The organism is Oceanospirillum sanctuarii (assembly GCF_002150805.1).
Classification (GTDB): Bacteria; Pseudomonadota; Gammaproteobacteria; order Pseudomonadales; family Halomonadaceae; genus Oceanospirillum; species Oceanospirillum sanctuarii.
This window is the reverse complement of the sequence record NZ_MTBA01000003.1, coordinates 681,911-703,081: the sequence shown is the minus strand read 5'-3', so window position 1 is coordinate 703,081 and position 21,171 is coordinate 681,911. Positions and strand designations below refer to the sequence as shown.

Below are 21,171 nucleotides of genomic sequence, written 5' to 3'. Positions count from 1 at the left end.
CGTTCTCCACTGTTCAGTCCTGGATCGAACTCTTGAATCGAATCCCGGTATAATACACAAAACTCAGTGCTTATGTATGCTACCCCTCTTGATCATTGGACGTCATTTTGGCTAATAACCTGTTCCGGAAAGCGTTTCTCCAACGCCTGACATTGCAGCACTTCCGCGAGCGACTGGCTCATCTGGATGCACTGCCTCAACTTGCCCTGCTGGGACTGATTTCCGGCATTGCAACAGGCGGCGTTATGGTGATTTTTATTATCAGCCTGAAAGGTCTGACGGAATTATTTCTGGGCATAGAGCCTGAAAATCATGAAGCTCTGGACCTGACCACACGGGTTCTCGCACCCATTATTGGTTGCTTGTTATTAGCGCTGATCTTCCGACTATCTAAAAAGCGCTGGCGTGCCTCAGGTGTTGGCCATGTCATTGAACGCTTTACCTTCAACCAAGGACACATGCCCTGGCCAAATGCGATTGGCCAGTTCTTTAACGCCATTATCGCACTGGGTAGCGGTTTATCCGCTGGCCGTGAAGGCCCGGCAGTTCACATGGGTGCCAGCATCAGTAGTCTGATGGGTGTTCACCTGAAGCTGCCTAACAACAGTATCCGCCTCTTAGTCGGTTGCGGATCGGCTGCGGCCATCGGCGCATCCTTTAACACACCTATTGCCGGTGTGATCTTTGCCATGGAAGTGATCATGGCGGAATACACACTGGTAGGCTTTACTCCGATTATTCTTGCCTCCGTAACCGGAACCGCATTAAGCCAATGGCTATTAGGTGGTGAAAGCCTGTTCAATGCCACGCCTCAGGCCCTGTACACCCTTGCAGAACTGCCCTGGGTCTCCGCAAGCGGCATTATCGTCGGCGTCTTTGCCGCCATTTTTATCAGCTATTCAGGCTTATTGTTTCGTACTCACCACTGGCCAGTCGAGATACGCTTCCTACTGGCGGGACTTCTCACGGCAGCTTTTGCGGCGCTCTTACCCTCCCTGATGGGCAGCGGCTTTGATCTGGTTAATCTGTCCTTCAGTGGTGATCTGGGCCTTGGGCTCTTACTCTTTTTGGCGATATGCAAACTGCTGCTGACAGCCACAACCTTTGGCCTCGGAGTTCCCATCGGCATTATCGGCCCCATTATGGTTATTGGCGGCCTGTTTGGTGCCGCCACCGGTCATATCGGTGCTTTTCTGGCCGGCGGTCAGGTATCCGATATCAGTATCTACGCCATGATAGGAATGGCCAGCATGATGGCAGCCTGCCTGCAGGCTCCCCTTGCAGCACTGATGGCACTGATGGAGCTGACGGCCAACCCCCATATCATCATGCCGGGGATGCTGGCGGTGGTTTCTGCAACCCTTACCAGTCGCTACCTGCTACCGGATCATCCGTCGATCTTCCAGTACGCGCTGGAGCTGAAAGGCCTGAAACTGCACGATCCTGCACTATCCCAAATCCTGAGCCGCACCGGAATCAGCGCCGTTATGAGCAGGGACTTCAAACGCTGCACCAATATTCTGAATACCGGACTTGCGAAAACAATTCTGGCAGCGAAACCTCGCTGGCTGCTGATTCATGAAGATGACAACGATCACTTTGTGCTCTTGCCAACAGCGGATCTGGCTAACTATCTCTACCTGCGGGAACAGGAAGGCAAAGAGGAGCTCGCTCAGATTCGTCTGAACGAGGTGCCTTCCGAAGACAGAATCAGCGCCAGCCCACTACCGCAAACAGCAACACTGGCAGAAGCCCAAACCCGGGTTGCCGATATGCGTACCGATGCACTCTATATCACAGGCCCCAATGGCGAAGTGGTCGGCATTGTCACACCGGAAATGATCGAATCTTTTTACCGATAATCTAAGCGCTGCCGACGGTGGCCGATGTAAGGAGTCAACATGGATTTTCTATGGGTTAAAGCCTTTCACCTGATGGCGATTGTGACCTGGTTCAGCGGTCTGTTTTATCTGCCAAGGCTGTACGTTTATCACGCGGAAACTACCGATGAAGCGGGAAATGAGCGCTTTAAGATCATGGAGCGCAAGCTGTACCGGGGCATCACGACTCCCTCGATGATCATCGTGGTTGCTTTGGGCCTGTGGCTGCTGAGTATGAATCCCGCTTACTATCTGTCTCAACCCTGGATGCACGCTAAACTGACTCTTGTGGTACTGCTGATCGGCTATCATTTTGCCTGCGGCCATTACCGCAAGCTGTTCGCAGAAGACAAAAACACCCGCAGCCATAAGTTCTACCGCGTCTTCAACGAGCTACCGGTATTTGCCCTGATCGGCATTATCATTCTGGTGGTCGTCAAACCTTTCACAGGTTGATCACTCAAGTCCCTCTGGCCATATTGATCAGTTTGCGGTATGCGGTGGTGAGATTCACGATGGAAAAGTTCACGGGAGTGCGATTATGAATTCAATTACAGCGGATAAAACCAGCCCTGCCGTCACTCTGGTACTGGCAGGACATGATCCTTCCGGTGGCGCCGGCATTCAGGCCGATATTGAAACCATCCGCTCGCTGGGCGGCTATGCCGCTACTGTCATTACCGCAACGACCACTCAGAACACCCATAATGTTCAGGGTATTCATCCGGTAAATGCCAATGACCTGATCACACAGGCACGCATGATTCTGGATGATCTGCCCATCGCTGCCATCAAAATCGGCCTTTTGGGCAGCATCGACAATATCGAAGCGATCCATACCCTGCTGAGGGATTATCCTCAGCTACCGGTAATCTTTGATCCCATTCTTCGGGCAGGTGGCGGTAAAAGTCTGACCACTCAGGAGATGGTCGCCGCAGTGAGTGATCTGTTACTGCCGCACACCACACTGCTGACACCCAATACTCAGGAGCTGAAACAACTCAGCCCCAACGCTGACTCTGTTGCCGCTCAGGCCCACCATCTGATCAGCCAGGGCTGCCAGCATGTGGCAGTTACCGGCACCCATGCCGACACTCAGGATGTGGTCAACAAACTCTTCGGTAGCCATGGTGAGATGCAGAGCAAAAACTGGCCGAGATTAGCCGGTGAATACCACGGCAGCGGCTGCACCTTTGCTTCCGCCTGCGCCGCACTAATCGCGCAGGGCGCTGATATCTGCAATGCCGTTGAGATGGCCCAGAACTTCACCTGGAAAAGCCTCGAGCAGGCGCACAAACTGAGTGATGGCCAGCATCTGCCCAACCGTTTTTTCTGGAGTGAGCAAAGCTGACGCTTGCTCTACTTTCTTTGTTACAGAACATCCAGCTTCAGGACACCAATCAACACCATGACAGACTCACATACAGACCGCTTCACTGAGGCACTGAACACCTCTGCCATTTACGCCATCACCGACAGCAAACTGATGCCCGGCGAGCTTCTGTTCGAGAAAGCAGAGGCTGCACTGAAAGCCGGTATCGGCTGCCTGCAGTATCGTGAAAAGACTGCAGATCCAGCGGAAAAGAAACAGCGCGCAGAACGCTTGCTCAAGTTGTGTCGCCAGTATAAAACCCCGCTGATTATCAATGACGATCTGGAACTGGCTCTTGAGATCGATGCCGATGGCGTGCATCTGGGACAAAGTGACGGTTCACTTACTGAGGCCCGTGCACGACTGGGTGTTGATAAGATATTGGGTGCGACTTGTCATGCCTCTCTGGAACTCGCACAACAGGCTCAGGATGCCGGAGCAGATTATCTGGCCTTTGGTCGCTTTTTCCCCTCGGCCACTAAACCCGATGCGCCACCGGCACCGCTGGAACTGATCGCGGAAGCCAAAGCCCGTTTCCAGCGCCCCATAGTTGTCATTGGCGGGATTGATCAGAGCAATGCCGAAGTCGTTTTTGCTCAGGGGGCGGATATGATCGCAGTGGTTAACAGCCTGTTTGCCGATGATAATCCGGCAGCTGCCTTAGCCGCTTTTCCACAACGCTAAGCATCAGGTCGGGAGTTTTCTCGTACCGGATCAATGTTTAATCGCGCTCAATGTGAATAACAGCAGGCAAAGCTGTATCCCCTCGCTTTGCCTAGGTATGATGAGCCCATTTTCTGGACATCATCCAGTAACAACTATCAGTAACAACAGTTATAGGGAATCCTATGTCTACGTCAGAACAGCTTTTTGCCAGCGCCCAGACCGTTATCCCGGGCGGCGTAAACTCTCCGGTTCGTGCATTTAAAGGTGTTGGTGGTACTCCGGTATTCATCAAGCGCGCCAAAGGTGCTTACCTGTTTGATGAAGATGGCAAACAGTACATCGACTATGTGGGTTCATGGGGCCCTATGATCACAGGTCACGCCAACGACAAAGTTCTGCAGGCGGTTAAAGATCGTCTGGATGACGGTATGAGCTTTGGTGCGCCGACTGCGATCGAAACCACTATGGCCAAGCGTATCTGCGAAATCATGCCGAACATCGAAATGGTGCGCATGGTGAACTCAGGTACCGAAGCGACCATGAGCGCCATTCGTCTGGCCCGTGGTTACACCGGTCGTGACAAGATCGTTAAGTTTGAAGGCTGCTACCACGGTCACTCTGACTCCCTGCTGGTTAAAGCAGGTTCCGGTGCCCTGACATTTGGTGAGCCAAACTCTCCGGGTGTACCTAAAGCACTAGCAGAACACACCATCACCCTGACCTACAACGATATCGACAACGTACGCGAGTGCTTCAAGCAGATCGGTGATCAGATCGCCTGCATTATCGTAGAACCTGTTGCCGGTAACATGAACTGCATCCCACCTCAGCCGGGCTTCCTGGAATGCCTGCGTGAAGTGTGTGATGAACACGGCACTGTTCTGATTTTTGATGAGGTGATGACAGGTTTCCGTGTATCTCTGGGCGGTGCTCAGGAGCGCTTCAATATCAAACCCGACCTGACCACACTGGGTAAAATCATCGGTGGCGGTATGCCGGTTGGTGCTTTCGGTGGTAAGAAAGAGATCATGTCTCATATCTCTCCACTGGGCCCTGTTTATCAGGCAGGTACGCTGTCCGGTAACCCTCTGGCGATGGCAGCGGGTATCGCTCTGCTGGACAGCATCAGTGAGCCGGGCTTTCACGATGCACTGTTCGCGAAAGTCGACAAGCTGTGTGCCGGCCTTGAAGCCGCAGCAAAAGAAGCTGGCGTACCTTTCATTACTCAGAAAGCCGGTGGCATGTTCGGTGTATTTTTCACAGACAAACCTGCAGTAACCGGTTTCGCAGACGTGATGGAATGCAACAACGATCACTTCAACAAGTTCTTCCACACCATGCTGGAAGAGGGCGTTTATCTGGCTCCGGCTTCTTACGAAGCGGGCTTTGTATCTTCCGCCCATACTGATGAAGATATCGAAAAAACACTGGCTGCTGCACGTAAAGCATTTGCAGCACTGAGCTGATCCGTTACCTTACGGATAGATGAGAGGTCTGACGAAGGCATTTCGTCAGACCTAAAGCTGATTGCTCCGGCGGGGCCAAAACCCGCACTATGTCACCTGACATCACTCTGACTCCCGAACGAGTCAGACGGAGCCTTCAGCCCCGAATACTGAATTTTAAGGAGATCGCCTGTGAGCCAACAGCTGATTGAGGCACTTCAGAACCCTGCCCTGTATAACCACAACACAGGGGAGTTTAAACTGTACCAAACCCATATCTCCTGGGTGCTGCTGACAGGTGATTACGCCTACAAAATCAAAAAGCCGATGGACTTCGGTTTTCTGAATTTCACCACCCTTGAGAAGCGCAAATTCTTCTGCGAACAGGAAGTAGCGCTGAACAAGCGACTGGCTCCGGATCTGTATCTGGATGTCCTGCCGATCTCAGGTAGTGAAGAAGCTCCACTACTGGGCGATGACTCCGCTCCCTTCGAATACGTCATCCGCATGAAACAGTTTGATGGCGAACGCCTGCTGAGCAACCTGCAGGCAGAAGGTCTGGTGACCACCGCTCATATAGAATCCCTTGCCCATCAGATAGCGGATTTCCACGCCGAAATTCGTCAGGCGGATGACAGCATGGTTCTGGGTAGTCCGGCTGAAGTACTGGCTCCGGCACAGCAGAACTTCGATCAGATCCGCGAGATGCTGAGCGAGAAGCCACAACTGGATCAGTTGGCGCAGCTTGAAGGCTGGATGCAGGATACCTTTACCCGCCTTGAGCCACTGTTTGCCAAGCGTAAAGCCTCTGGCATGGTGCGCGAGTGTCACGGTGATATCCACCTGGGCAACGTGGCGTTGATTCAGGAAAACGGTGAAGACACAGTTACTCTGTTCGACTGTATCGAATTTAACGACGAGTTCCGCTGGATCGATGTGATCTCCGATGCCGGTTTCCTGGTGATGGATCTGGAAGCCCGTGGCGAGAAAGAACTGGCCCGTCATTTTATCAACCTGTATCTGGAACTGACCGGCGACTACGAAGGCATTCAGCTGCTGCCGTTCTACAAAGCCTACCGCGCCATGGTTCGAGCCAAGGTGACGCGCTTTATGCTGCTGGATCCATCCATTGATGACGCAGGCCGTGAAGCACTGGAAGCAGACTATCAGAGCTATATCGATCTCGCCGAATCCTACACAGTATTCGAACAGCCCTTCATGCTGATCACCCATGGTGTTTCCGGCTCCGGCAAGAGCTCCGTTAGTCGCGGCGTAATTAAAGAAATGGGCGTGATCCGCATCCGCTCCGATGTTGAGCGTAAGCGTCTGTTTGGTCTGACTGCTGAACAGGACAGCCACTCTGAGCTGAACGAAGGCATCTACACACCGGAAGCGACGCAGAAAACTTACGAGAAGCTGGCGGAGCTGGCTGATTACGTGATTCATTCGGCAACGCCGGTGATTATCGATGCGACGAACCTTAAGCGCTGGCAGCGTGATGCCCTGCGCGACAGAGCAGAACAGCTGGGCGTACCGGCTCTTACTCTGTCTTTTACCGCTTGCCAGGAAACACTGGAACGTCGTGTGAAGAAACGCCATGCAGCGGGTAACGATGCGTCTGAAGCTGATCTGGCGGTTCTGCATAAACAACTGGCCGATCAGGAAGCAATTGCACCGGAAGAAGCCGACTATACTGTCACGGTGAACACCGACGAAGATGATGCCAGTACAAAACTGCTGCTCAGCATCCGTCGTCAGTTCGGTCTGCAGCACTAAAAGCGGCACAGCTTGCTAAGGAGCCGGTTATGAGCCAGAAGCCACATCTGTTAGATAACGCCCTGTATAAGCTATTACGGGACGAGGATATTGACGGCTTTAACCGTGCCCGGGCGGGCGGGTCAAATGCCGATCTGCGAAGCGGTGATTTTCGCGGTCTTGACCTGAGAGAACTGGATGCCCACGGGCTGGATATGAGTAACGCCTATTTCCGTGGCGCAGACCTGCGCGGTATCGACTTCAGTCATACCCGACTGGAAGGCGCCAGCATCGCTCAGGCCAATATCTCCGGCTGTCTGTTCCCGAAAGAGATTTCGGCGGACGAGCTGGTGATGTCACTGAATCATGGCACCCGTCTGCGTTACGATCGTGGCTGCTGAGGCTCAGACAAGGATTTAATTCGAACACAGAGATTCTTCTGCCCTGAACGGGAAGGATTGCGGCAATCACAAAAGGGGCTGACCTGTCATATTAACGTCACATCCAGCTTCTATGATGACGTCGTCCGAACAGGGGTTATCTAGTGTTCGAGGTTAGGCGACTAACCACTTTTTCAGCCGTTTGCTTTGCAAGCGGCTTTTTTACGTCTGATCGTTTTCACCATGACCCTGGAGATAGTCTCCCTCCAAAACGGCGGTCAAGGGTACCATCGAAAAGGCAGTCATAAGCCATAGCTCACAAGACAGCCTAAAGAGAGAAATCATGTACAAACTCTGCACTCTGGACGAGATCGAAAACAAAAGCAGCAAGGGTTTTCAGACGCCCATAGGGCCACTTTTTGCAGTAAAGAAAAAGGATCAGCTTTATCTCTACGCCAATGAGTGTCCGCACTTAGGCGTCAATCTGGAATGGCAGCCGGATCAGTTTCTGGACAGCAGCAAACAGTTGATTCAATGCGCCATGCACGGCGCGCAATTTCTGATCGATAGCGGTAAGTGTATTCACGGCCCCTGTGCCGGTCAGAAGCTGAGAGCGATCCCTTTCGAGATCAATGAGCAGGGTGACGTGATGCTGAGTACGGCGGATAGTGTAGGTCGCTCCCAAACCGCCTGAACCAGCAAAAATGATCAAAATATTTTAAGCGATCACGACAGGGATTGGCTGACGCAGGGTAATAGCCTCGGCATCGATATCCGCTTTATAGGCCAGCACTTCAACACCACTGGCAAGGGCTTCTCTCAGTACCTCACCGTAGGCGCCATCGATATGATCTGCCACGGATACCTGCTCGATGCCGGTGTGGTTAACGCAAAACAGCAATACCGCACGATGACCTTCTGCCACCATCTGCTGCAATTCCCGCAGGTGTTTTTGCCCCCGGGCGGATACCGCATCCGGAAAGAAACCCAGTCCCTTACCAAAAGTCTCATCCAGCAGCGTGGCGCTTTTCACTTCGACGTAACAGTCCGGAAGACCAGACTGTGTCAGCAAAAAATCGATACGGCTGTTTTCCGCCCCGTATTTCACTTCTGCTTTCACTGATTCATAAGCCGCCAGCTCGGTAACGACCTTCTGTTCCAGCGCTTCTTTAACGATGCGGTTGGCCTGAGCAGTATTTACGCAGATCAGATCCCCCTCGGGGGTTTCTGACAGCTCCCAGGTGCAGGGATATTTGCGTTTAGGATTACCGGAATCGGAATACCAGACGCGCCAGCCCTCACCCATACAGTTTTTCATTGAGCCGGTATTGGGGCAGTGCAGAGTGATCTGCGCCGACTCCGATACCAGTTCAGGCATAACCTCTGGCACGACATCCGCCATAAAGCGCTTATAGCGTTTTATCAGGGTGGCGGACTGCAGGGGGGATGACCAACGCATTGCTGAACTCTCCGATCCGTTTATCTGCTTAAGCGCGTTTCTGAATAAAACGTCCTATACGGGTTACCGCCTCTTCCAGCTTGTCGATGCTGGCAGCGTAGGCAAAACGTACCGTGGTACGGGCACCTTCAATACCGAAATCCAGCCCCGGAGTCGTCGCCACACCCTCTTCCTCCAGCAGATCCTGACACCACTGGAAGCTGTCGTCGGTCAGGTGATCGATACCGGCGTAGATGTAGAAAGCGCCTTCCGGAGTCACCGGAATCGACATACCCAGTTCACGCAGGGCCGGTAACAGGTAATCACGGCGACGGGCAAATTCAGCACGGCGCTCTTCCAGCAGAGCAATGGTGTCCGGCTGGAAGGCTGCCAGCGCGGCATACTGGGAAGGTGTTGTCGCAGAAAGGAAAACATTCTGAGCCAGCTTTTCCAGTTCCGGCATAGCGCACTCAGGAGCCACCAGCCAACCTAAACGCCAGCCAGTCATGCCAAAGTATTTGGAGAAACTGTTGATGACAAAGGCGTCATCATTAACCGCCAACGCGGTTTGTGCTTCAACGCCGTAGGTCAGTCCCTGGTAGATCTCATCACAGATCAGTGCACCGTTTTTCGCACTCACCGCCTGAGAGATCTCAGCCAGCTGTTCCAGATTAACCAGAGTGCCGGTGGGGTTCGAAGGTGTTGCCAGCATGGCGGCGCGGGTTTTATCCGTCCAGTGCTGCTCGATATGTTGCGCACTGAGCTGGAAGTGGCTGTCAGCACCTACCGGAATCAACTGAGACTGTCCTTCAAACAGACGCATAAAGTTGCGATTACAGGGGTAGGTGGGATCCGCCATCATCACCTGATCACCGGGATTGACCAGTAACGCCGCCAGTAACAAGAGCGCGCCGGAAGCACCGGGCGTCACCAGAATCCGGGCCGGATCGACATTCACACCGTAAGCAGTCTGGTAATGACGGGCAATCGCCTCTCTCAGTTCAGGAATACCCGCTGCAGGTGTGTAACCGGTATGGCCATCCCGTAGCGCCTGATGGCCGGCTTCGATCACCTGAGGTGGCGACGTGAAATCCGGTTCACCAATTTCCATGTGGATGACATCACGACCTTCAGCCTGTAACTGACGGGCGCGGGCCAATAAAGCCATCACATGAAAAGGTGCAATATCCGCAACACGATTTGCCCACTGGAAATCCGACAGCGACATAGAAACTCCTAAAGCTGAAAGCTTGAAACTGAAAAAAGCTGAGGCCTGAAACCAAAGACAGTGACTTTCAACCGCGAAGCCACCCTATTGAGGCTGAACATCATAGAGAAAAGCAACCCAAGTTGCAGCTTTGCCCGTATCAGAGCCTCTTGGCAGCATAAAAACTGTGGCTAAGCCTGTAAAAACAGATGAAAAAATGGTCGCCAAATTTGCTTTTTCCGCACTTTTCCGCTAAATAAGCAAGGCTTTCAAAAACGTGACAGGTTTTGTCCGTTGCTGAGGGTGCCAATGATGGACTATTTATCGGCGGGCATCCCCCAGACCACCAATAACACAATATGATGGGGCAGTCGTATGCCAGACAATGCAACCAACAACAACGAGCTAAAATCATTCGTGCCGTACGAGATCAAAGACGGCGAGGAGTACATGAATGATGACCAGCTGGAGCATTTCCGCCAGATTCTGCTGAAGTGGAAACAAGAGTTGATGGAAGAGGTTGACCGTACGGTTCAGCACCTTCAGGAAGATGCGAACAACTTTGCCGACCCTGCTGACCGCGCGACCCAGGAAGAAGAGTTCAGTCTGGAACTTCGTACCCGTGACCGTGAGCGCAAACTGATCAAAAAGATCAACGAAGCCCTGGGCGATATCGATGACGGTGACTACGGTTACTGCGAATCCTGCGGTATCGAAATTGGTATTCGTCGTCTTGAAGCACGTCCTACCGCAACCCTGTGTGTAGACTGCAAAACTCTGGCGGAAATCAAAGAGCGCCAGATCGGTGGCTAAGCCCCGACTCTGAAATAAAAGAACCAGCTGCGGCTGGTTTTTTTATGTCTGCTGTTTGCGTAACCTCTCTGTTGAATAAAGCCGATACACTATCGGCTTAAAACCACGTCCGAATACAAATCGGCAGAAATACCATGACCCAAGCCTCATCTATCGCGCCAGAAATACCCTACGTCGGCCGCTTTGCACCGACACCTTCAGGCCCCCTGCATTTTGGTTCTCTGGTAGCAGCCCTTGCCAGCTATCTGGATGCCAAAGCCCACAAGGGACTCTGGCTGATGCGCATTGAAGATATTGATCCCCCAAGAGAACAACCCGGTGCCAGCGATACCATCCTGCAGGCGTTAGAGGCCTTTGAGCTTTTCTGGGATGGTAAAGTGATGTATCAGAGCCAACAGAATGAGCGCTATCAGGATCAGGTAGATCAGCTGATCCAGGCAGGCTTGGCTTACCCCTGCCAGTGCAGTCGTAAGCAGCTAAAAGAATATACTGTATATCCAAACAGTTGCCGTAAAAACCCACCTCCTGCCGATGCAGAATGTGCCATTCGCCTCAAAACCGAGGGCATCTTCAGTATTGAGGACAGAATCCAGGGACATTGCCAGTGGCCGATGGAGCAGGTGGGCGACTTTATTATTCAGCGCCGCGACAAGCTCTTTGCTTATCAACTGGCGGTGGTTCTGGATGATCAGGAACAGCGCATCAATCAGGTCGTTCGGGGTTACGATATTCTGGAAAGCACACCGCGCCAGCTGCAACTTCTAAAACACCTGAACCTGACACCGCCAACCTATGCTCATATTCCGGTGATCGTACAGGCCAATGGCCAGAAGCTGAGCAAACAGAATCTGGCACCGGCGATCAACAGCAAAGAGAAACATCAGCTGCTGCTTCGGGCACTGGCGGCACTGCAGATTTTTCCGGAGCGGGAGATACAGGCCTGCGCCTACTCTGATATTCTTCGCTGGTCTGTTGATCAGTGGGATCCGTCCCGGCTGGCGATGAAGCAGGAGATCCCAGAAGCGGATCTGCTCTGATCTCTTTCAGACAAGCGTCAAACAGCGCCAGTAACACTTAATAAGAACAAAACAGCGAATTCGCCATGTATATGTACCGTTTGATTCTCTTTCTGGTATTTGCCGGCTACCTCTTCTCCCCGGTTCTGATGGACTGGTGGGGCGACACGAACGGCAGCTGGTACCGCCCCTATCTGATCTGGGGTGCTTTGATCGGCATCTCCATCTGGCTTGAGCAGAAGAGAAAACTTGATGAACTTTAGTTTCAGTCTGGGGCAGGTTTCCGCTATCGGCGTTGGCTACCTGCTGTTTCTGTTTGCTGCTGCTTACGCCACGGAACGCCGTTGGTTACCCCGTAAACTGACCCGCCATCCTCTGGTCTATGTACTGTCACTGGGGGTTTATGCCAGTGCTTGGGCGGTGTATGGCTCGGTCGGCTTAGCCAATCAATATGGTTATGGTTTCCTCTCCTATTACCTTGGGGTCGCCGGAGCCTTCGTACTGGCTCCTGTGCTGTTAGTCCCCATTCTCAGGATTACCCGTACCTATCAGCTGTCATCACTGGCGGATCTGTTTGCCTTCCGCTTCAGAAGCCGATGGATCGGAAGTCTCGTTACCGTCTTTATGCTGATGGGGGCGCTGCCCTTATTAGCCCTACAGATTCAGGCGGTTGCGGACTCCATCTATATACTGACCAACGAAGCCTCACCACACACCCTAGCTCTCGGCTTCTGTATGGTGATGATCCTGTTCGCTATTTTGTTTGGCGCACGACACACCTCCCTCAGGGAAAAGCATGAAAGTCTGGTCGTTGCGATCGCCTTTGAATCCATCATCAAGCTGGTGCTTATGCTGGCAATTGGCGCTTATGTGCTGTTTGAGATTTTTGGCGGTTTTCAGGGGCTGGATATCTGGCTGACCGCTCACGCAGACCAGTTGCAGGAACTGCAGAAACCGCTAGAGGCCGGCCAGTGGCGTACCATGCTGCTGCTCTTCTTTGCAGCGGCTGTGGCTATGCCACACATGTTTCACATCATCTTTACTGAAAACCAATCCACAGATGTATTGTTCCGTTCCAGCTGGGCAGTACCTCTTTATCTGTTGCTCCTCAGTCTGCCGGTGCCCCTGATTCTCTGGGCGGGTATGGCAGAAGGCAACCCGCTGAAGCCGGAATATATGGTGCTGGGTATCGGCATCAATGGTGCAGAAAACTGGGTCGGTATCTTTGCTTTTATCGCGGGTCTCTCAGCGGCGAGCGGCACTATTATTCTGGTAACACTGGCTCTGGCGGCGATGACTCTTAACCACCTGGTGTTGGCGGTTTATCAGCCCGGTGCCAAGTTCGATATCTACAACTGGCTGCTCTGGTTCCGTCGTCTGCTGATCGGCCTCATTATTATTGCGGCCTATCTGTTCTACCGCACGCTCGGGGTAAAACATGATCTGGCAAGCCTTGGCCTGACCTCTTTCGTCGGCATTCTGCAGTTTCTGCCGGGTATTCTGGCGGTGCTCTACTGGCCAACCGCAAACCGGATCGGTCTGATCGCAGGTCTCTGTGCCGGTATCGGCATCTGGATTTTCGGTCAGGTGATTCCTCTGCTCTATAATATCGAGCAGGTAACACTGCCCGCTACCAATCTGGTATTCCATTCCGGTGGCGATGGCTGGTATGAGGTAGCTCTGGCCTCCATCATCCTCAACATTGTGGTCTTCATCTTCACGTCGCTCTTTTTACAGCCCAGTGATGAAGAGAAAGCAGGGGCCAGCTCCTGCTCCGTTGATGCTCTTTCCCGCCCACACCGGTTACAGCTGAATGCCCGCACCTGCGAGGACTTTATCGGGTTTCTGGCGATCCCACTCGGCAAAATGACTGCCGAGCGGGAAGTGCAGACTGCGCTGAAGGATCTGCAACTGGCTCCGGAAGATGGTCGCCCTTACTCCCTCCGACGACTGAGAGACCGGATTCAGGCCAACCTCTCCGGTTTGATGGGACCGGCTATCGCGCAGGAAATTGTCGATCAGTACTTGCCCTATCAGGCCAACAGCAGCAGTCATAACTCAGAAGATATTCACTTTGTTGAAACCCGGCTGGAGAATTATCGCTACCAGCTGACGGGACTCGCCAAAGAGCTGGACTCCCTGCGCCGCTATCACAGACAAACCCTGCAATATCTGCCGATCGGGGTCTGCTCGCTGGGTAACGACTTTGAGATTCTGATGTGGAACAACACCATGTCGGAGCTGACCGGCATTCCGATGGATCAGGTGGTGGGTTCCCGCTTCGACAGCCTTCCGGAACCCTGGAAAAGCCTGTTGGGCGAATTCGTCGGCAGTCAGGCACCACACCTGTTCCAGAAGGTGCAGCAGGATAATGGTAAACCGCGCTGGTTCTCACTGCATAAAGCCCATATTGAAGAACCCCTCTCCCACATGGGTGGCTCGGTAATTCTTCTGGAAGACCACACCGAAACCCAACAGCTGGAAGAGGAGCTGGTACACAGTGAACGTCTGGCCAGTATCGGGCGCTTAGCGGCCGGTGTCGCCCATGAGATCGGCAACCCCATCACGGGGATCTCATCTCTGGTACAGAACCTGAAATATGAAACCGATAACCCGGAAGTGATCTCAGAAACCGCCGATCAGATTCTTCAGCTGACCAAACGGGTAACACGTATCGTGCATTCACTGGTGAGCTTTGCCCATGCCGGTCGCCACTCCAGCCAAACCGCACAGGAACCCCTGCTGATCAGCCATGCGGTAGAGGAAGCCGTCAACCTTATCTCCTTGAGTTCTAAGGGAAAAGATATTGTTTTCGACAACCAGTGCCCGGACGATCTCTACGTGATCGGTGACATTCAAAAACTGATACAGGTTTTTGTTAACCTATTAGGTAACGCAAGAGATGCCTCAGATGCGGGGGATAGTGTTACTATAACTGCTACCGTTCAGGACAATACCGCCCAGGTAAGCGTTACCGATCGTGGCTGTGGTATCCCTGAAGAACAGTTAGAGCATATTTTTGAGCCCTTCTTCACTACCAAAGATCCCGGAGAAGGAACCGGTCTCGGTTTAGCATTGGTCTACAGCATCATAGAAGAACACTATGGCCATATTCAGATCAGCAGCCCGGCAGACCGGACGCAAGGTCGTGGGACAGAGGTCACCATCACCTTGCCTCTCTACCATGCTGAAGCCAAAAGCGAATCCGCGTGGAATGACTAAATGAGCAAGATTCTGATTGTAGAAGATGAAGATATTATCCGTTCCGCTCTCAAGCGTTTGCTGGAACGACATAATTTCAACGTCAGTGAGGCCGGATCCGTCGATGACGCTCTGAGCCATCTTAAAAGTAACAGCTATGATCTGGTGATTTCCGACCTGCGCCTGCCTAAAGCTCCGGGGACGGATCTGATTGAACTGGCTGAAGGTACTCCGGTCCTGATCATGACCAGCTACGCCAGCATGCGCTCCGCTGTGGATGCCATGAAACAGGGGGCAGTGGATTATATCGCCAAGCCTTTTGACCATGACGAAATGCTGGAAACCGTCAACCGGATTCTGGCACAGCGCAAATCGGCTCAGCCGACAGAAAGCCAGGATGCTGAAGACGAGTCCGAGACAGAAGCCGGCACCATGGGCATGATCGGCCACTGCTCGCCAATGCAGGTGGTTTATCAGCGCATCCGCAAAGTTGCTCCGACAGAAGCAACGGTTCTGGTTCAGGGTGAATCCGGTACCGGTAAAGAGCTGGTGGCCAAGGCGATTCACAATCAGAGTCGCCGCAAGGGCGAGCCGATGATCTCAGTAAACTGTGCTGCCATTCCTGAAACCCTGATCGAATCCGAACTGTTTGGTTATGAAAAAGGGGCATTTACCGGCGCAAACACCAACCGTAGCGGTCTGGTCGAAGCAGCCGATGGCGGTACTCTGTTCCTTGATGAGATTGGTGAGCTGCCTTTGGAAGCTCAGGCGCGTCTGTTGCGTGTTCTGCAGGAAGGCGAGATTCGTCGTATCGGCTCGGTACAGTCAAAGAAGGTCAATGTACGTCTTGTCGCCGCAACTCACCGGAATCTGAAAAAACTCTCCAGTGAAGGTGAATTCCGTCTCGATCTCTATTACCGACTGAATGTAATGGAGATCGCTCTGCCGGCACTACGTGAGCGTGGTGAAGATATTCTGGAAATTGCCGAATATCTGCTGGGCGAAGCCTGCAAGCGCATGGATCGCCCGAACCTGCGCTTCAGTAAGCATGCCTCCGATGCCATCATGCAGCATGACTGGCCGGGTAACGTGCGTGAACTTGAAAACGCCATCGAGCGCGGTGTCATTCTGGCGGAAGGCAACCTGATTCACAGTGATGATATGGGTATCGTGCCCGAAGTTGTGGCACCGGTACGTATGCCGCCTCAGGCTCAGTCCGCATTACCCTCTGTGAGCATGGCACCAGTTCCTCAGCGTTCTGCCGGTCGTAACGATGGTACAAAAGCACCGGAAGATCTGTCACTGGAAGATTACTTCCAGCACTTTGTGTTGGAACATCAGGATCAGATGAGTGAGACCGAGCTGGCACAGAGGCTGGGGATCAGCCGGAAGTGCCTCTGGGAGCGTCGCCAACGCCTTGGAATTCCTAGAAAAAAAGCAGCAACTAAGAAGAGCGGGTAACCCCCGCTCTTTTTTTGACCCACATCAAAGCCTGTTGACCCGCGCGTCAAGGTGACAAATTCAGAGTGTTACCGTAACACACAGACACAGAGCCAAATAATGGTTTCACAGGTAACAATCTTCTGTTTGGTCTTAGACGAACTTTACCAGCACAACCGTAATTCATTGTTTTTAAAGGTTTTTTTAAAAGCTGGCACACCAAGTGCAATCTATACGGGCAAGAACAACAAGAACACGGTTAACTGACAGCCAACTCAATAAAAATAATAACTGGCAGATTTTGTAACGCTCATACAACAAAAACAAAAATCAGAGCAAACAAACATCAGGCAAAAACGGAAACAACAAAAACAAATATCCGATAAATGCCAAACCTGAAACAACAACAATAAATCAGGTCGAAGTTAACCACAGCGAACTCATGCATCTCAGGCTCGCAACAACAATAAAAAAGCGGCGCTTTAAGATGCCAGCCCGAACAACAAAAACAAAACCTGGGCTGAGAAAAAATCCTTGGATTAATTGTTTTGAATACGAGGCGGTCCAAACCAGAAGTAGTGATACTTCGCATTGGAAAACAAAAATAACAAGGCTTAAGCCACCAAGGTTTGTCACCGATAGACTGTCATTGCGTATTCAGAGCGATTTACCGAAGTCTGACATACCGTCCGCATGGAAGCGGACAGTTCCGGCGGGGCCAATTTGGCCCCGCTTTTATTTTTAGGGTAAACTCCCCTCTCCTATTCAGAGATTCAAGACCCAGCGATGCTAAAAGGAATTCCTTCTTTTCTAAAGCGTCCCGGTGATTCAATTCGGCAGCTGCTTAAATCAGAGCGGCCACAGCAATCCGAAAAACACGAATTGCGCATCGTTTCCCGTGACGAACACCCCATCAGCCGCTCCGGCATTTCAGAAAGCGCTTTGAAAGTGCTCTATCGTCTGAAAAAAGCAAATTATGATGCCTTTCTTGTAGGCGGCTGCGTTCGTGATGCGCTTTTGGATCTGCACCCGAAAGATTTTGATGTGGCTACCAATGCCACACCGGAACAGGTCAACAGCCTGTTTCATAATGCCCGCATTATTGGCCGACGTTTCCGTATTGTGCATGTCCGCTATGGTCGTGAAATTATCGAGGTGACCACCTTCCGTGCGCCCCACGATACATCCAATGCCAAGTCCCACGCATCTCAGACCGACCAGGGGCTTTTGGTACGGGATAACGTATTCGGCAGCATTGAAGAAGACGCTATGCGTCGTGACTTCACCATTAATGCCCTCTATTACAATATCCGCGATTTCTCCATCCATGATTACGCTGGCGGTATCCGTGATATTGAACAGCGCCTGATTCGAATGATTGGTGATCCGGAAACCCGCTATCGGGAAGATCCGGTTCGCATGCTGCGTGCGATCCGCTTTGCAGCCAAACTGGACTTCAATATCGAAGCTGCGACAGAAGCTCCTATCCGCGCATCTGCCAACCTGTTACGCCAGATTCCCGCTGCGCGTTTATTTGAAGAGGTACTGAAACTTTTCCTCTCAGGTCAGGGTGTTGAAACCTTTAAGCTGCTGCGTGAATACCAGTTATTCGGGCAACTCTTCCCGTATACAGAAGATGCACTGCAGGAAAGCCCTGAACGCGAAGCCTTTATTATCCGCGCACTGGAGAATACCGATAAACGTATTCGCCAGAATAAGCCGGTAACACCAGCTTTCCTGTTCGCGGCACTCTTGTGGCCTGTGGTTCAGAGAGCCTTTGGTGAGTTAGTTCGTTCCGGTATTCCACCTGTGCCAGCAATGCAACAGGCAGGACAGCAAGCAACAGCAGCTCAGGTGGATTTCACCTCGATTCCTAAGCGTTTCAGCCAACCGATGCGTGAGATCTGGGAGTTCCAGTTACGTCTCGAACGACGTCAGGGCAAACGTGCTTTCCAGACTGCTGAGCATCCGCGCTTCCGCGCTGCTTATGATTTTCTGGTACTGCGTGGCGAAACCGGTGAAGACGTTCAGGATCTGGCTGACTGGTGGACCGATTTCCAGGAGAGTGATACCCACTCCCGCCGTAATCTGGTTCAGCACAATGAGCAGAATGAAAAACCTGCTCCCCGTAAGCGCCGCCGTCGCCGCCGCAGTAACAGTAAGAACAGCCATCATAAAGACGGCCCCCGTAAATCTCAGGATTAAGTGGCCCCATGACAGCAACTCATACCGCTTATATCGGACTGGGCAGTAATCTCGAAGATCCAGTTCAGCAGCTCAAAACCGCGCTGCAGGAGCTGGATCAGCTGCCCGAGACCAGCCTGACTCAAGCATCTTCTTTATATAGCAGTAAACCGGTTGGCCCTCAGGATCAGCCGGACTTTGTTAACGCGGTTGCTAAACTGGAAACCAGTCTTGAGCCATTAGCACTTCTGGATCAACTTCAGGCTCTGGAGCAAACCCACCGACGAGTTCGTGAGCGTCACTGGGGGCCGCGAACCCTGGACCTGGATCTGTTACTGTTTGATGACCAAATCATTTCACATCCCCGCCTGATCGTCCCACATGCACACATGCATGAACGGGGCTTTGTACTGTTACCTCTGGCTGAAATCAGCCCCAATTTGTCCCTGCCAGGTAAAGGTTCTATTACAGACATTCTGTCTAATATCGCGACAGATGACTTGCAGATACTGACAAAGTCAGAGTAAAGTTACCGCAGCTTGTTACCTTTAGATGCAGGTAACGTCAAAGTAACACATTCCGAAACGCCCACCGCCACAAGCAGTGGGCGTTATTGTAATGGCGGAACATAATAATGAAGACAGTGACAATCAGTACACTGAATAAGCTAAAACAGGCCGGTGATAAATTCAGCTGCCTGACTGCGTACGATGCAACTTTCTCAGGACAGGCAAGCCAGGCCGGAATCGAAGTACTTCTGGTTGGTGATTCACTGGGTATGGTTCTGCAGGGACATAACAGCACACTGCCGGTAAGCGTTGACGATATCGTTTACCACACTCAATGCGTAGCCCGTGGTAACAAAGGCGCTCTGATTATGGCGGATATGCCATTTATGAGTAACGCATCAACCGAACAAATGCTACTTAACGCAGGCAAGCTGATGCAGGCCGGTGCACACATGGTCAAGATCGAAGGTGAAGCCTGGTTAGCAGAAGGTATCACTGAATTGACCCGCCGTGGCGTTCCGGTTTGTGCGCACCTGGGTCTGACACCTCAGATGGTGAACCAGTTTGGCGGATACAAGGTGCAGGGCAAAACCGAAGCCGCTGCACAGGCAATCATTGAAGCCAGTCAAAAGCTGGTGGATGCGGGTGCCAGCATCATCCTGCTGGAATGCGTACCGACTGAAGTCGGTCGTCTGGTGACTGAAGCGGTATCCGTACCAGTGATCGGTATCGGCGCTGGCCCACACACTGATGGTCAGATTCTGGTTCTTCAGGATATGCTTGGCATCACTATGGGTCACACCGCTAAGTTTGTGAAAAACTTTATGACCGATGCATCAACCATTCAGGAAGCACTGAGCAACTATCATCAGGAAGTGAAAGCCAACACCTTCCCTGCTGAGGAGCACTGTTTCTCATGATTCTGTGTCACACCATTGCTGAGCTGCGTGCTGCTATCGCAGAACGTCGCCGGAATGAAGGCGGCAAGGTCGCTTTTGTTCCGACAATGGGCAATCTGCACTCCGGTCATATTCAGCTGATCCACGAAGCTCATAAAGAGGGCAGCACTGTTGTGTGCAGCATCTTTGTGAACCCGATGCAGTTTGGCCCCAATGAAGATCTCGATTCTTATCCGCGCACTCTGGACGCGGACAGCCAGCAACTGTCAGAAGCCGGTTGCCATATTCTGTTCGCGCCGAATGCCAACGAGATCTACCCTAACGGTCTGGACAGCCAGACACAGGTCAATGTACCTGAGCTGGGTGAAGAGCTATGCGGTGCTGCCCGTCCCGGTCACTTTACCGGTGTTACCACAGTGGTCAGCAAGCTGTTCAATATTGTTCAGCCGGATGTGGCTTTGTTTGGTCAGAAGGATTTCCAGCAGCTGGCGATCATTCGCAAGATGGCACAGGATCTTTGCATGCCGCTTGAGATCAAAGGCGTGCCAACGGTTCGTGCAGAATCCGGTCTGGCTCTGAGCTCTCGCAATGGCTACCTGACACAGGAAGAACTGACACAGGCATCCGCCTTGTATCAGACATTAGTCAAAATTCGTCAATCGATCGAAGCCGGTGAGTCAGATTTTGATAAACTCTGCCAGCAAGCGAAGACTGAGCTCAGCACCCATGGTTTTACCCCGGACTATCTGAGTGTACGACGCCAGTCTGACCTGAAAATCGCTGACGCTAATGACTGTCAGCTGGTCATCCTGGCAGCTGCCCACCTGGGTAAGGCACGACTGATCGATAACATCGCATTTGCGTTGAATCAAAAATAACATTAAGGCATACTGCGCGACTTAGCTGCTATTTGCAGCAAACCTGCGTGCTTCTATAGCGTTTCCAGTATGCTTTTTAATAAAGCAT

The 21,171-nt window shown here is 52.2% G+C and carries 19 protein-coding genes; 17 read left to right on the top strand and 2 right to left on the bottom strand.

Annotated features, from left to right (window positions below):
- Positions 1-107 precede the first annotated feature (107 nt).
- The 8 genes from BV405_RS06965 to BV405_RS06930 all read left to right on the top strand — a co-directional run bounded on the left by BV405_RS06965 (position 108) and on the right by BV405_RS06930 (position 8,192).
- Complete coding sequence (locus BV405_RS06965) at positions 108-1,862, top strand: chloride channel protein (RefSeq protein ID WP_140054488.1); 1,755 nt, start codon at positions 108-110, stop codon at positions 1,860-1,862.
- Between the two features lie 39 nt (positions 1,863-1,901).
- The gene (gene hemJ / locus BV405_RS06960; protein WP_086480118.1) at positions 1,902-2,336 is read left to right on the top strand and encodes a protoporphyrinogen oxidase HemJ; all 435 of its coding nucleotides are present in this window, start codon (positions 1,902-1,904) and stop codon (positions 2,334-2,336) included.
- 85 nt (positions 2,337-2,421) lie between these two features.
- Positions 2,422-3,231, top strand: coding sequence for a bifunctional hydroxymethylpyrimidine kinase/phosphomethylpyrimidine kinase (gene thiD / locus BV405_RS06955; RefSeq protein WP_086480117.1), 810 nt, complete (start codon positions 2,422-2,424; stop codon positions 3,229-3,231).
- A gap of 57 nt (positions 3,232-3,288) precedes the next feature.
- Positions 3,289-3,936, top strand: coding sequence for a thiamine phosphate synthase (gene thiE, locus BV405_RS06950; protein WP_086480116.1), 648 nt, complete (start codon positions 3,289-3,291; stop codon positions 3,934-3,936).
- A 164-nt stretch (positions 3,937-4,100) separates the two neighbouring features.
- Positions 4,101-5,384: a glutamate-1-semialdehyde 2,1-aminomutase gene (gene hemL / locus BV405_RS06945; protein ID WP_086480115.1), complete on the top strand. Its 1,284-nt coding sequence runs from the start codon at positions 4,101-4,103 to the stop codon at positions 5,382-5,384.
- Positions 5,385-5,555: 171 nt separating this feature from the next.
- Positions 5,556-7,139: a bifunctional aminoglycoside phosphotransferase/ATP-binding protein gene (locus BV405_RS06940; protein WP_086480114.1), complete on the top strand. Its 1,584-nt coding sequence runs from the start codon at positions 5,556-5,558 to the stop codon at positions 7,137-7,139.
- Between the two features lie 29 nt (positions 7,140-7,168).
- Entirely contained in the window at positions 7,169-7,519 is a 351-nt protein-coding gene (locus BV405_RS06935) for a pentapeptide repeat-containing protein (RefSeq protein WP_086480113.1), read from the top strand.
- A gap of 322 nt (positions 7,520-7,841) precedes the next feature.
- The gene (locus BV405_RS06930; RefSeq protein ID WP_086480112.1) at positions 7,842-8,192 is read left to right on the top strand and encodes a Rieske (2Fe-2S) protein; all 351 of its coding nucleotides are present in this window, start codon (positions 7,842-7,844) and stop codon (positions 8,190-8,192) included.
- A 24-nt stretch (positions 8,193-8,216) separates the two neighbouring features.
- Here BV405_RS06930 and sfsA read toward each other — a convergent pair whose 3' ends face one another.
- Positions 8,217-8,957, bottom strand: coding sequence for a DNA/RNA nuclease SfsA (gene sfsA / locus BV405_RS06925; RefSeq protein WP_086480111.1), 741 nt, complete (start codon positions 8,955-8,957; stop codon positions 8,217-8,219).
- Between the two features lie 28 nt (positions 8,958-8,985).
- Positions 8,986-10,164: a pyridoxal phosphate-dependent aminotransferase gene (locus BV405_RS06920; protein WP_086480110.1), complete on the bottom strand. Its 1,179-nt coding sequence runs from the start codon at positions 10,162-10,164 to the stop codon at positions 8,986-8,988.
- 354 nt (positions 10,165-10,518) lie between these two features.
- Between BV405_RS06920 and dksA the strand changes: the two genes are divergently transcribed.
- The 9 genes from dksA (at position 10,519) to panC (ending at position 21,083) form a co-directional block, all read left to right on the top strand.
- Positions 10,519-10,956 (top strand): RNA polymerase-binding protein DksA, encoded by a 438-nt coding sequence (dksA, locus tag BV405_RS06915; protein ID WP_086480109.1) that lies wholly within the window; start codon positions 10,519-10,521, stop codon positions 10,954-10,956.
- A gap of 134 nt (positions 10,957-11,090) precedes the next feature.
- Positions 11,091-11,993, top strand: coding sequence for a tRNA glutamyl-Q(34) synthetase GluQRS (gluQRS, locus tag BV405_RS06910; protein WP_086480108.1), 903 nt, complete (start codon positions 11,091-11,093; stop codon positions 11,991-11,993).
- Positions 11,994-12,058: 65 nt separating this feature from the next.
- Positions 12,059-12,235 (top strand): hypothetical protein, encoded by a 177-nt coding sequence (locus tag BV405_RS17640; RefSeq protein WP_176330072.1) that lies wholly within the window; start codon positions 12,059-12,061, stop codon positions 12,233-12,235.
- A complete protein-coding gene (locus tag BV405_RS06905) occupies positions 12,225-15,194 on the top strand; it encodes a sensor histidine kinase (protein ID WP_086480107.1) in 2,970 nt (989 codons plus the stop codon). Before BV405_RS17640 ends, BV405_RS06905 begins: the two co-directional genes overlap by 11 nt.
- Positions 15,195-16,634: a sigma-54-dependent transcriptional regulator gene (locus BV405_RS06900; RefSeq protein ID WP_086480106.1), complete on the top strand. Its 1,440-nt coding sequence runs from the start codon at positions 15,195-15,197 to the stop codon at positions 16,632-16,634. It abuts the gene before it with no gap.
- Positions 16,635-17,399: 765 nt separating this feature from the next.
- Positions 17,400-18,818 (top strand): polynucleotide adenylyltransferase PcnB, encoded by a 1,419-nt coding sequence (pcnB, locus tag BV405_RS06895; protein WP_086480105.1) that lies wholly within the window; start codon positions 17,400-17,402, stop codon positions 18,816-18,818.
- Positions 18,819-18,826: 8 nt separating this feature from the next.
- Positions 18,827-19,324, top strand: a complete 498-nt coding sequence (folK, locus tag BV405_RS06890; RefSeq protein WP_086480104.1) for a 2-amino-4-hydroxy-6-hydroxymethyldihydropteridine diphosphokinase — start codon at positions 18,827-18,829, stop codon at positions 19,322-19,324.
- 107 nt (positions 19,325-19,431) lie between these two features.
- Positions 19,432-20,226: a 3-methyl-2-oxobutanoate hydroxymethyltransferase gene (gene panB, locus BV405_RS06885; protein ID WP_086480103.1), complete on the top strand. Its 795-nt coding sequence runs from the start codon at positions 19,432-19,434 to the stop codon at positions 20,224-20,226.
- Positions 20,223-21,083 (top strand): pantoate--beta-alanine ligase, encoded by an 861-nt coding sequence (gene panC / locus BV405_RS06880; RefSeq protein WP_086480102.1) that lies wholly within the window; start codon positions 20,223-20,225, stop codon positions 21,081-21,083. Before panB ends, panC begins: the two co-directional genes overlap by 4 nt.
- The last annotated feature ends 88 nt before the right edge of the window (positions 21,084-21,171 follow it).